Genomic DNA, 13556 nt, shown 5'->3' with positions numbered 1-13556 from the left:
TCTCGCCTATTTGTCATAAAGAGGGAATCGTTTTTTGTGGAAATTGTAAAAAGGTTAAAAATCTTCAATTTGTGATTGTTTATTGGACGCGTTTCCGTTACGTTAGAACTAGAGCGAATTGTACATATGGGGGAAAAACGGACGACTTTGGGGCAATGAGATTACACATAAGTCGAACGATGTAAGCGCTTTCCTCTATGTGTCTTGTTCGCAAATCCGAAAGGGGAACTGGACATGGCAAAGAAATCATCACGTAAACTGTATACAGCGCTTGCCGTAGCCGCTGTATCGACGGCATCACTCACGCCAGCTGCTGTCACAGAAGCTGCACCGAAAGCATCGGTCGTCAAGGCGAAGTCAGGGTATGTATACAAAGGAGATTTGGATGCAGCACTCGACGCTACATATAAAGGCGCGCCAATCTACTGGTACAAATCAAGCGTTGACCTCGAGAAGCTCGGCACGTTCCAAACAGCACGTGGGATCGTAAAAGGAAAAGGCATGTACATCGAGAAACGTGTACGCGTCCTCGATCATCCACTTGAAATCCTTCCGCCGTCTGAGCCACTCGTGTTCAAACAAGGGAAGCCAGCAGTCGGAATCGTGAAGCAAGATGTGCGTTTCGCGAGCGGCACTTACGAAAAACCAGTTCGTTGGAGCGGGATCAACACAGATGAAGTCGGCGAATTCGTCGCGACGGCTACATACACGAACCGCGGAAAAACGATCACACTCGAAGTTCCTTATAAAGTAGAAGGATACAAGCTCTCGATCATGCACACGAACGACACGCACGCAGCGCTCAAGTACGCGCCGAACCGTGCGACAGCAATCAAGCAAGTTCGTGCTGAGAAGCCAGATAGCCTCTTGATCGACGCAGGGGACGTCTTCTCAGGATCGCTCTACTTCAACGAGTTCAAAGGTCAAGCCGACCTCAAACTCATGAACTACATGAAATACGACTTGATGGTGCCAGGTAACCACGAATTCGACCTCGGTACGGAGCAAGGACATAAAGAACTTTCTGACTTCGTCCGCTATGCGAACTTCCCGTTCGTCAGCTCGAACGTGGACTATTCAAAAGACCAATACATGAAGAACTTGTACCGCAACGAAACGACGGATAAGGCGTATAACGGTCGTTTGTATGAAGGGGTCATCAAAGTGGTCGACGGCAAGAAGGTCGGATTCTTCGGTTTGACAACAGAAGAGACGGCTACAATCGCTAGCCCAGGGCCAATCGAATTCCAAAACTACATTGACGAAGCACAAAAAGCAGTCGATGCGTTCGAAGAGATGGGTGTCGACCAAATCGTTGCGGTCTCACACCTTGGATATAACGACAACCCAGCGTTCGACAACGACTTGTTGCTTGCTGAAAACGTAGACGGGATCGATATCATCGTCGGTGGACACACGCACACTCGTTTGAGTGAGCCGGTCCTCATCACTGCAGGGAAAACAGAACCGACGGTCATCGTTCAAGCGGACCAATATAGCAATTTCCTCGGAACGGTTGATGTCGAGTTCGACAAAGACGGGAAAATCGTCAAGCATGCAGGTAGCTTGATTGACGTGAAAGCACTTCAGCCGGACCCATACGCGGTCTCACTTCTCGCACCGTTCAAAGAAGTGGTTGATGCGATTAGTGAAGATCCAATCGGTGTGTCTCTTACAGCGCCACTCGATAACCCACGTGACAAAGGTGATGAAACAGCACCGAGTGTCCGTAAAAATGAGACAGCCCTCGGTAACTTGATCACAGATGGCATGCTCGCGAAAGCGAAAGAATATGATTCTGCTGTCATCGGTGCCGTTCAAAACGGTGGTGGAATCCGTGAAGCAATCGATGCAGGTCCTGTCACGACAGGTGAAGTGTTAACGACACTTCCATTCGGAAACACGCTCGCCATCATGGACTTGAAAGGTAGCGAATTGAAAGCGGCCTTCGAGCGTAGTGTTGGCATTTACCCGGTCGAGAACGGTGGATTCCTCCACGTTTCTGGATTCAAAGTGTTGTTCGACAGCTCGAAACCGGCTGGCGAGCGCATTGTTAGCTTGGAATACAATAACGGCTCAGAATTCGTAGCAGTAGATGATGCGACGAGCTATAAAGTCGCAACGAACTTCTTCACAGCGCAAGGTGGAGACAACTACGCTGAGTTCAAGAAAGCATTTGATGAAGGCCGCGTCAATGACCTCGGTCTCATCGACTGGGAAAACTTCCGCGATCACTTGATCAGCCTCGGTGAAGAAGTCACACCGGCTGTTGAAGGACGGATCGTCGACGTCAATGCTGCAGAGTAAGTGAATAATGGTTTTAGGGACGAATTTCTAAAGAGAAATTGCCCTGTGACTATCGATGGACACTCGTTTCAAGCTACTTGGAACGGGTGTCTATTTTATTGAGGTGCTTCAATCAAATTACTTTTATATCAAGTTGTTCAATAAGTAGAAGAGCGGGTATAATATAATTAAGTTTCGTTTGTTTCGTTTGTTTCGAAAGTGAGGATGAGATGTATGCTGAAAGATTACAAAAATCATAAAGATGACATCATGAAGGTGCTTGAACGGGATGCTCAACTTGAAAAAATAGAAGTCGCCACTGAATTGAATAATGACCTAAAGCGTCAAAGTGCTGTTCGCCGTGCAATCAATGCGCTTAAAGAATATGAGCAAAGCCTTGATATCAAATTGTCAGAACGAGAAGAAGCAATCGTGAGTCAATACACCGTTTCAGAAAACCTCATTCATCTGTTGCCGAAATATCTTACTGTAACTGAGGTCGGAAAATTACTCTCCATCTCTCCTCAAATGGTAAGGCGGAAGTGTATGGCAAATGAAATTGAAGCGCATCGTACATTGAACGGGAAAGGGAAATGGCGAATCCCTTCCTCACAATTTGTGAGTCATCCTGACTTAGAAGAACTTTTGCTTGAACTTCAAGAACAACGACGATCGTCCGAACGACTCGCTTCTGTATTATTACAGGACGTCGATGAAGTGAAAGAGTGAAATGATGATTGTTAAATACGTGATTGATACGAATGTGATTCGAGATTTGAGTGCGCGTTCTAATGACGTTGAGGCACAAAAACATCAGAAGCAGTGTCAACACTTTTGGAAAAAAATCAAAGAGGATTCTAATGCGATTTTGATGATTCCTGAAGAGGTGAAAGTTGAACTAGATGTACAACTATTGGCAGAAATCCCGCCGAAACCGAATGAACGCCAACGTATTCTCGATGCTGTGAACGATTGTCAAATCGTCTATGAGAAAAGTACGCGTGAAATTGAGAATAAGTTGAGGGAGTTAAGCGCCATTCTAAAAGCTAAATATGGGTCGCGCATTCATGAAGAATGTCAACTCACACCGCAACACATGCAAGTGTCGGATGCGAGGATTCTGAGTGCAGCTTATGAGCAAGATGCGATATTAGTGACACGGAATATCAAAGATTTCATTTTATCAAAATTAAGCGAGAATACGCCCACTTCTAAACGTTAAGGACAGGGCTTACGTGAAAGTGGGAGATGAATCGCCAGCCTTTTCTTCGGGTAAAATATCTTCAAAGGTGGTGACCGTCACATGGTGAAGCACAAGGGCTATAAATTCCGGATCTATCCGACGAAGGAACAGGAACTCCTGATTGCCAAGACGATCGGCTGTTCCCGGTTCGTGTTCAACCATTTCCTGTCGAAATGGGACGCGGCCCATGAAGCGACCGGCAAGGGACTGTCGTATGATGCCTGCTCGAAAGAACTTCCCATGCTCAAGCAGGAATTCGGTTGGTTGACGGAAGTGGACAGCACGGCCGTCCAGAACAGTGTCAAACACCTGGCCGACGCGTATAAGAAGTTCTTCAAGAAAAAGGGGAATCATCCCCGTTTCAAGTCGAAGCGAAACCCCGTCCAATCCTATACGGCGAACATCCAGGGCAAGTCCCAGCTCCCCGAGGTCTCGATCGTCGGGAATCGACTCAAACTCCCGAAGCTGAAGTGGCTGCGTTTCGCCAACTCGAGACAGGTCGAGGGTCGCATCCTGAGCGCCACGATCCGATGCACGGCTTCGGGTAAATATTTCGTCTCCCTTCTCGTAGAGCAGGAGATCGGTGAGCTGCCGAAGACCGGTTCATCGGTCGGCGTCGACGTCGGGCTGAAGAACTTCGCCGTTCTATCGGACGGCACATTGTACAAGAACGACCGTTATTTCCGTACGCTCGAGAAGAAACTGGCACGGGAGCAACGTAAGTTGTCCCGTCGTCAGCGCATCGCCCTGAACAAGAGGGTGAGACTCTCCGAGGCGAAGAACTACCAGAAGCAGAAGCGGAAGGTCGCCCGCATCCACGAGAAGATCGCCAACAAGCGCACCGACTTCCTGCACAAGGTGTCGACCGAGATCGTCAAAAACCACGACGTCATCGGCATCGAGACTCTGCAGGTGAAGCACATGCAGAAGAACCGCAAGTTGAGCAAGTCGATCTCCGAGGTCAGCTGGTCAGAGTTCTTTCGCATGCTCGAGTATAAGGCCGGTTGGTACGGGAAGACCGTCGTGAAGGTCGGGAAGACCTTCGCCTCGAGCCAGCTCTGTTCGAGTTGCGGCCATCAACACAAAGACGTGAAGCATCTCCCATTGCGTGAATGGACATGCCCGAACTGCGGGGTCCACCACGACCGGGATGTGAACGCAGGACTGAACTTGAAATTAGAAGCTGAACGCATCTTAGCTTCTTCAACCGTCGGGACGACGGGGCTAGCCTGATCAGGTTTCTCTCGTTAGAGAGGATAACTCAGGAATCCCCACCTCTAAGCGAAGCGTAGGTGGGGGTAGTTCAAATCTATTCTTGTCCGAAGCGGATGAAGAGGTTCTTTATGATACGGGTAGGGGCGAATATCTATCTGTCTCTACTGAATTGCATGAGGCAGTACTGTCAGATGAAGAATTCTCAGCAAGACTAGAAGATTTCTTTGAGATTTGGAATCAACTTGATTAGACGTTTTGACATGTCATCATTATGAGTGAGGTATTCCTCGAGACGGATCCATTTATGGGTCCGTCTTTTTTGTAGGAAACTCGGGCGTGTGCATTTGTCATCAAATTGCGACCGACATGTAACTCTGTTAAGATACGATAAGATGAAGAAATACTGATTACTTAAAAAAGGTGGAGCGGACGTATGGATGTAAAAGCGACGCTACGCGACGTGCAAAAGCATATCGCGTGGTTAAAAGAAGAAAAAGAACGAGTCAACCGAAAAGAGGCATTGGTCGGGGATGACTTGATTACCTTAGATGAACTTCCTTCTTTGTCGAGACAGGCGCAACGCCCGCGTCTAGATGACAAACTGTTCGAGGAACAACAAACCGCATTACAGGCAGAGCTCGAAGCAGCTCGGAAACGCCTCCCAGAACTTGATGTGACACGCATCCAGTCGAACGGGAGCAGTTTTTATGAGAAGGCGAATGTGCATGTCGCGTTCGTCGGACCGGTCAAGCGGGCCAAAGAGCTCGAACGTCTTTGTCACACCCATTACTTTGAGAACGTGACAGGCTTTTTAGAGTTGCTTGAAGCAGAAGACATCGATTTCCTGCTCATCTCGGCAGCGCTCACAGAAGATGAGACGACGGCCTTCCATCACATGGGGACGCCACGCTCGCACTCTCGTCACTGGCTCGGAAACTTGATTCGCAAGGCGAAACAAAAGGAGATCCGTGTCGTCTTCGAAACGACACTCGATACGAATCATTTCGACCGCTTCTCTTCACTTGCCGCACAATGTGATTACATCTTCACGGCAAACGAGGAGCGTGTGACGGAATATATGGAAGAAGCCGGGCATGAACGGGTCTTCGTCATCCGCCCAGGAGTCGACCCGCTTCATGTGAACCCGATCGGGATGACGCGCGGCAAGGTAGACCGTGTCGTCGTGACGAACCGTTTTCCCGTCCAGCGGTTCGCAAAAGACTTGGAGACGCTCGCGCAAGGCGTTCGCGATGCGAACAAAGAACTCTATGTGATACGTGAGGCGAATGAGTCGAAAGCGTCACTCGCACCAAAGTCGCTTCAAGATGTCCTCGTCCATGGGGACCCTGAGGATATGGAGAAGCTGAAAGAGACATCGAATTGGGTGCTTCACGTCAATGAAGTGAAGCACAGTCCGACGATGAGCGCGCAAGCGATTTATGAGGCACAGGCTCGCGGACAACTCGTCTTGACGAACTACAACGTCGCCGTCAACAACGACTTCCCGAACGTGTTCATCGCCACAAGCGCCTTGGACGCCCAAGGGATTTTAGAGATGTTTAAGACGGACGAAGAGCGTCTCGAGCATCAACTGTCTGGTGTCCGGACCATCTTCTCGAACCATACGATGTACGACCGCTTCAGTGAGATGTTGTTCACTCTCGGCATCCACCATGAAATCCGTCGCGACGTCCTCGTCATCGGTCGCGGTGATGTGACGGCGACACGTGAACAGTTCGAGCGTCAGTCGTATCCACACAAGCGCTTCGTCGCCGAAGCGGATCTACAAGAAGTCGACCTACGTACAGCCGACTTTGTGACCGTGTTTGACGACCGTCATCACTATCTCGACTACTATGTGGAAGACTTAGTCAACGCCTTCAAATACACGGACGTCTCGTTCGTGACGAAAGGGCAGGACACCATCCATGAGTTCGTGGAAGACTATGCTGACGTGGCCTTGACGATGTTCGCGGCTAGTCACGTATCGCTTGAGACGCTTCGGAACGACCAACGCGTCGAAGGTCAAGGCTATGCCATCGATCATTTCGAACTGCTCGCCCCAGACGACGTGCTCGTCCCGAACGAACCAGGTGACTATCAGCTTTCGATGATCGTCCCGATTTATAACAACGGTCGCTATCTATACAACAAGTGCTTCTCGAGTCTTCGCCGTAGCTCGATGTTTGAAGACATGGAAATCTGGCTCGTCGACGACGGTTCAACGGACCAAGAGACGATCGGCTATATCGAACGTCTCGTCCGGAAGTATCCGAACGTCTACACGTACTCGTTCAACGACGGCGGTAGCGGGAGCGCCTCACGTCCACGGAACAAAGGGGTGGAGCTCGCGACGACGCCATATATCGCTTTCCTTGACCCGGACAATGAAGCGGTCAACGACGGCTATGCGGCACTGTTCCGTGTCATGCAAGAGGACGACTCGCTCGACCTCGCAGTCGGAAGTATGTTGAAGCTTGCGAACCGTGAGGCGATGATTGAGTTAGACGGTCTTGAAAAAGATGGCGTTCGCGTCATCGAAGACCCGAGAGCGTACTTGCTCGAGCACAACTTCAAGGTGCAGAGTATCCAGACGATGGTCATCAAAAAAGACTTCATCCAGAAGCATGATTTGAAACAAGTCATCGGCGCGGTCGGGCAAGACTCACTCTTCTTCCAAGAGATGTTCCTCAACGCAGGACGCGTCGCTCTGCTCGATTTGACGATCCATGACTATTACGCGGCCGTCGCCGGTTCGACGGTCAATACGATCACGAAGAAATACTTTATGAAGTGTGTCATCCGGGAGACGGCACGGGCGAAAGCGTTCGCTCGCGAAGGCGTACTCGACCAATACCGCTCGACTCGATTCGAACGGTTCTTCTCGATGTGGTACCTCGTCTTCTTACGCCGCAGCAAGCCGGAAGAATTCTTCGACAACGCCGGAATGCTTTATGAAATCATCGAACAGTATCGTCCGATGGAACTAGAGACGCCGATCGTGAAACAGTTCGTCGACTTATATGAATCAGGACAAAAAGAAGAATTGAAGCGTCTCTATTTTGACGCATACTTGTGAGGTGAGACCATGAGCAATGAACTAGAAAAAGAAATCGGATTGTTGAAACAGCGAATCAAACTTCAAGAAGAGGAGATTCGTCATCTGAAGCACGATGAACGATTGTTGCGACAAAAACATCGTCGCCTCGTCCAAAAGTATGGCGACCTTCTCTATACGTTCGAATGGACCGTCCAGGCGTTTGAAAAGAAAGAACAAGCGCTTACGGACGTGAAACGTAAGTATGAAGTGGTGAATAAGAAGTATCGTCGCCTTGTGCAGTCGAAAGCCGGTAAGGCGATTTTGAAGGCACAAGCTGTCGCACGACGCATTCGCAAATAAAGAATCGGATTCGGGAGAACCGATGATTTGGAGGATATGAGGATGGATTGGCAGAAAAAAGCACGTCGCGTCGCTTACCTTGGGGTACAACGGTCGAAGCGACTCGGTCGGAAAGTGTTGAAGCGTCCGAACAAATCGCATCAACTACGTGAAGTCGTACCGAACTGGTATACACGTTCACCTTACGTACATGTGGAAGGGACGGACCTCGTCTTCACAGGGGACGAACCGGTCATCTTGACGTTCCGACCGAACTCAAGTTCAGACATCATCTCTGTGAACGATTTGGTCGAATCAGGTCAAAAGACGTTCACGGCCATGATGCGCGTCAAATCGCGTGAAGGCTTGATGCCGACGTTGACGTTAGAAGTCGTTCGTAAAGGGGGGCGTACCCGCTACGTCACCGTACAGGACGGCGACCACGTCGATGTGACACTCGGAATGGGTGAACAAATCGTCCGGGCCCACTTGAATGTGGAAGGGAAAGGGGCGTTCAGCATCGTCGACCTCACGCTCGGGACGCTCTCGCTTTGGACGGTGGAAGGGACGGCCGCGAACATTTCGGTCGACGCCTTTGACTTCCGCTATCCGCTCACGGCGGCGTCACTCCGGTCGCTCAAGCCACAGAGTGAGATTGCTCACTTCGATGGGGATACGCTCGTCGTGCGCGCCGAAGGGAATCAATATACGCACTATGGCGTCGACGAGGTTGCGCTCCCACACGTCGATACGGCACGTGGCATCGACTTCGAGACGGGTGATATGGATGATGACTTGTATCGGTTCTATTTAAAAGGAGACCGTACGGGGACAGCGGACGCGTCGCTATTCATTGCGACGTATACGGTGTCAGGACAAGACCGTCTGATCGAAGTGCCACTTGGACTGAGCGGTATCGTCCGCATCGCACCGTCACACCGTTCCATCCGCTATTTCATCCGCGTGAACGGGTCAGGGCAGCTTGAGAACTTGAATATCGGAATGATTCGCGAGAAGAGTGTCCGCCGTGAAGACGTCTTGTCCCTCAAACCGGACATGTGGACGATCCCAGCACCCGACCTCATCAAATTGAAGAGTCGAGATGACCAACTCGTCGTCCAGTTGAAAGGCGAGGACGATCAGCGTCGCTACATCTCGTATGCCGAGATGAACAACAGCTTCAAACTGCTCCCGACAGAGTTCCCGTATGAAGTGAAGGCGAACAGTCGTTACCGTGTCACGCTCGACGGTGTGGCCGATGAAGGGGCGAACGTCGTCCTCTACATCATCGCCTACTCGGCGACGGAGCGTCAGATCATGCAACAGGTTCAAATCGGAAGCGAGAAAGTCTTCTATTTTGACCGAGGCATCCGCTTCCTTCGTTTCGCCCTACGTGTCGACGGTGTCGGAGAGGCTCGGGTCGACCGCATCCGTGTCGCGGAAGAACTCGTCAGCGACGGTACAGAAAACCCGACGTGGATGGACGTGCGCGAGGCGCGCTTCTTCGCACCGGTCCCGCGTGAGCTTCATGAACTGAAAGTCGCGGCCATCTTCGATGAGTTCACGATGGCATCCTACAAACCAGAGTGCCAGCTCATCACGTTCACACCGGACAACTGGAAAACGGTGCTCCTCGATGAGCAACCGGACGTCCTCGTCGTCGAATCGGCATGGAAAGGGAATGCCGGCGCCTGGGAGAAGAAAATCGTCAAATACGGCACGAACACGTGGGAAGAGCTCGACGCCCTTCTCGCATGGTGCCGTTATCACAATATCCCGACCGTCTTCTGGAACAAAGAAGACCCGATTCACTACGACCGTTTCATCGAGACGGCGAAGCGATTCGACTATGTGTATACGACCGACATGAACCGCGTCCCGAATTATAAAGAAGATTGTGGTCATGACCGGGTCGATGCGTTACCGTTCGCGGCCCAGCCGAAAGAGCATAACCCAATCCGCTTACCGGGGACTCGTGAGCCGTATGCGTGTTTCGCCGGTTCGTATTATGCGAACCGTCACGAATCGCGTAAAGCCGACATGGACCGCTTGTTCGCGGCGGCGGATAAGTACGGTCTTGCGATTTACGACCGCAACTATGCGATCAACCAACGCGGGGAGAGCGACCAGCTCCAATTCCCGGAACAGTTCCGTCACGCCATTCGCGGCAGTTTGAAGTACAACCAGATTGCCAAGGCGTATAAAGGGTATAAAGTCATGTTGAACGTCAACTCGGTCAACGATTCACCAACGATGTTCTCACGTCGTGTCTTCGAAGGACTCGCCTGCGCGACACCGGTCGTCAGCACCCGTTCGGTCGGGGTCGACGCCATGCTTGGCGATTACGTCTTCCTCGACGATGGGGAGTCAGACTTAGATGAGACGTTCCGCCGCTTGATGACGGATGACTCGTTCTATGAGGACATCGCGATGCGTGGGATGCGCCACGTGTTGACGTATCACACGTACACGCAACGTCTGGCGAAAATCGTCCAAGACGTCGGTATCCCGTACCGCGTCGACCACGAGAAGATTGCCGTCGTCGCCTTCATCAAGTCGCGCGAAGAGGCAGAACGCGTCGTCGCCCAGTTCGAGGCGCAGAACTATGAACATAAACACCTCATGATGTTCCTCGATAAGTTCGAGGATCACATCGATGTGTACAACACGTACAACACGCCATCGATCTCGACGTATATGCGCAGCTACTTGACGCACTATACCTCGTTCACAGAGATGGTCGAATCGTACGATTGGGTCGCCCATTTGAAGTCGGACGATTATTACGGTCCGAACTACTTGAGCGATTATCTGCTCGCGGCACGCTATGCGGAAGCGGATGTCCTCACGAAAGAGGATTACTATGCGTATGACGGCAAGCTCGTCAAACAGGACCATGACGAGTCGTATCGTTATGTGTTTGACGCGACACCGTCCCGCTCGATCGTGCAGCCGTCGGCACTCCGCTTCTATACGGTCGAGGAGGCGCTCCACATCTTTGAAGCGGACGAGAGTTTGAACGAACTCGCTCGTTCCGGCAAACGCATCTTCAGTGTCGACCCGTATCAATACGTGAAAGCCGGTGCCGCCATGGATGAAGCGGACCGTCAGGAGGTAACGTTATGACGAAGCAACCGCTACGGATCCTCGTATACGGGGACGTCAATTTGAACTTGATCGACGGCTCGGCCATCTGGCTCACGTCGGTCGTGCATATGTTGAACCAGGACCCGAACATCGAGATCGACGTGCTCTTGAAGCGCTCGATCGTGAAACCGGAAGTGACGGCGTCGATCAAACAGCTCGACCGCGTCCGCTTCATCGACGTCTTCACGGAAGACTCGACGAAGAAAGATGAGCCGTACTATGAGAAGAAGGTGCTCCAGCCGGAAGAGGCGGCCCAACTCATCCACGAGCTCGTCGAGACGAAACAGTATGACATGACGTTCATCCGTGGGTTCCAGCTCGCCTATGCGCTCTCCGACTATGAACATACGATGAAAAAGACGTGGACTTATCTCACGGATTTCACGCATGATTCATCGGCCGCGTCACAGGAAGAGTTGGCACGTCTGAAGAAGATCGCGGACCGCTCGGCGCGCATGCTCTGTCAGACGGCGGAGATGAAGGCGTACTTCGAGACGTTTTTACAGACGCCGAAGCCGTTCCTCATCTTGAACCCGATGATCCCGAACATGCGCGAGGCGACGCCGACGTTCAAGCGTCAGGCGAAACGTCTCGTCTATACTGGAAAGTTCGCGCCGCTCTGGTACTCGGCTGAAATTCTTGACGCGCTCGAGAAGGTACGGGTCCGGATGCCGGACGTCGAGTTGAAGGTGGCGGGGGACAAGTTCAACCAAGACCCGAACAACCCGAACTTCCGTAAAGAAGTGACACATCGTCTCCAAACGGACGAAGGGGTCCACTGGTTGAAAGGCATTCCGCGTGCGGACGTCGAGACGCTCATTGAAGAGAGCGACATCGGCATCTCGTGGCGCCACCCGGACCTTGACGACAGCCTCGAGTTGTCGACGAAGCTCCTCGAATATGGGGCGCTCGGGAAGCCGGTCCTTCTCAACCGCAACAAGATGCACGAAATGTTGCTCGGGTCGAGCTACCCGCTCTTCGTCAACTCGGAAGATGAGTTCATCGAAAAGGTCGAGCTCGCCTTCACACATCCGGCCATCTACAAGGATGCGGCGGAACGTCTCTACAATATGGCGAAAAACTACACGTTCGCCAGCACGTTCGAACGCCTCCGTGATGCGATTTGGGAGATGCAGAAAACGACGATTCTCTTCGCCGGTCACGACTTGAAGTTCATCCGTATGTTCATGGAACGCTTCGAGGCCGACCCGAGCTACCGGGTCCTCATCGACCAGTGGGACGGACATAAGATTCATGATGTGAATCACAGTAAGGCGTGTCTTGCGCAAGCAGACGTCATTTTCTGTGAATGGGGCCTCGGCAACGCCGTCTGGTACTCGCAACACAAGTTGCCGCATCAGCGTCTCATCGTCCGAATTCACCGTCAGGAGAAAGAGACACCATTTCCACGGGAATATGCGCTCGACAACATCGACCGTATCATCCTCGTCTCACCGTATATGTTAGAAGAGATGCATCGTCTCTTCGGGATCCCGCGTCACCAGATGACGGTCATCTACAACGCCGTCGATGCGGACAAGCTCGACAAACCGAAACAAGTGGACGATTTGACGTTCCGTCTCGGTATGATTGGCATGAACCCGAAACTGAAGCGTCCCGACCTCGCGCTCGACGTCCTCGAAGAGCTGCTGAAGACGGACAAACGGTACCAGCTCCACTTCAAAGGGCACCATCCAAAAGATGTCTATTGGATCGGGAAGCGGGAAGAGGAGAGCGCGTACTACGAGGCGTTACTGAAACGCATCGAGGAGTCGGACCTTCGTGACCACGTCCATTTCGATGGACACGGTAATGACGTCGACACATGGCTCCAATCGATTGGATTCGTCTTCTCGACGAGTGACTTGGAAAGTTTCCATCTCGCACCGGCCGAAGCGATGGCCGCAGGGTCTTATCCGCTCATCCGCCACTGGACGGGCGCGGAGACGATTTACCCAGACGAACTGCTCGTCACGGATACGATGGAATTTGTCGACACGATCCTTTCTTATAAAGAAGAGAACGAGAAGCTGATGACGGACGCAAAAGCCTATCAGGCGTATGCCCGTAAACATTTTGCGCTCGATCGTCTGTATCGAGAGATGGAACAAATCATTTCAGGCAAAACACACGAACAATTTTCGACGATATTGTCATGAAAATGTAATTGCACCGAAGAATTGTTCAAGAGTATAATGAGTATTGTTTTATTATCGAATGTGAAATAAAATGATGGACAATGCGCTATTTAAAAAGCGCGTCAAAACATTTGGAGGTTACCACACA

Annotated in this window: 8 protein-coding genes; all 8 read left to right on the top strand. The window is 51.4% G+C overall.

What is annotated here, in order from left to right:
• Positions 1-234: 234 nt before the first annotated feature.
• The 8 genes from KNO72_RS08575 (at position 235) to KNO72_RS08540 (ending at position 13429) form a co-directional block, all read left to right on the top strand.
• Positions 235-2307 carry a bifunctional metallophosphatase/5'-nucleotidase gene (locus KNO72_RS08575; protein ID WP_214757819.1) on the top strand — a complete coding sequence of 691 codons (2073 nt, stop codon included), beginning with the start codon at positions 235-237 and terminating at the stop codon, positions 2305-2307.
• A 213-nt stretch (positions 2308-2520) separates the two neighbouring features.
• Positions 2521-3015 (top strand): helix-turn-helix domain-containing protein, encoded by a 495-nt coding sequence (locus KNO72_RS08570; RefSeq protein ID WP_168169861.1) that lies wholly within the window; start codon positions 2521-2523, stop codon positions 3013-3015.
• A 4-nt stretch (positions 3016-3019) separates the two neighbouring features.
• Positions 3020-3508 (top strand): PIN domain-containing protein, encoded by a 489-nt coding sequence (locus KNO72_RS08565; RefSeq protein WP_214687353.1) that lies wholly within the window; start codon positions 3020-3022, stop codon positions 3506-3508.
• An 81-nt stretch (positions 3509-3589) separates the two neighbouring features.
• Positions 3590-4762, top strand: a complete 1173-nt coding sequence (gene tnpB, locus KNO72_RS08560; RefSeq protein ID WP_214687351.1) for an IS200/IS605 family element RNA-guided endonuclease TnpB — start codon at positions 3590-3592, stop codon at positions 4760-4762.
• A 415-nt stretch (positions 4763-5177) separates the two neighbouring features.
• Positions 5178-7823 (top strand): glycosyltransferase, encoded by a 2646-nt coding sequence (locus KNO72_RS08555; protein ID WP_214757817.1) that lies wholly within the window; start codon positions 5178-5180, stop codon positions 7821-7823.
• 9 nt (positions 7824-7832) lie between these two features.
• Positions 7833-8144: a hypothetical protein gene (locus KNO72_RS08550; RefSeq protein ID WP_012727114.1), complete on the top strand. Its 312-nt coding sequence runs from the start codon at positions 7833-7835 to the stop codon at positions 8142-8144.
• Between the two features lie 42 nt (positions 8145-8186).
• On the top strand, positions 8187-11249 hold the full coding sequence (locus KNO72_RS08545) for a CgeB family protein (RefSeq protein ID WP_214757816.1): 3063 nt from the start codon (positions 8187-8189) through the stop codon (positions 11247-11249).
• Positions 11246-13429 carry a glycosyltransferase gene (locus KNO72_RS08540; RefSeq protein WP_214757814.1) on the top strand — a complete coding sequence of 728 codons (2184 nt, stop codon included), beginning with the start codon at positions 11246-11248 and terminating at the stop codon, positions 13427-13429. The genes KNO72_RS08545 and KNO72_RS08540 overlap by 4 nt, the downstream gene beginning before the upstream one ends.
• The last annotated feature ends 127 nt before the right edge of the window (positions 13430-13556 follow it).

The sequence above is a fragment of the Exiguobacterium sp. s123 genome (genome assembly GCF_018617075.1).
GTDB lineage: Bacteria > Bacillota > Bacilli > Exiguobacteriales > Exiguobacteriaceae > Exiguobacterium > Exiguobacterium profundum.
Note: the sequence above shows the minus strand (reverse complement) of the source record. Positions and strands in the feature narration are given on the sequence as shown.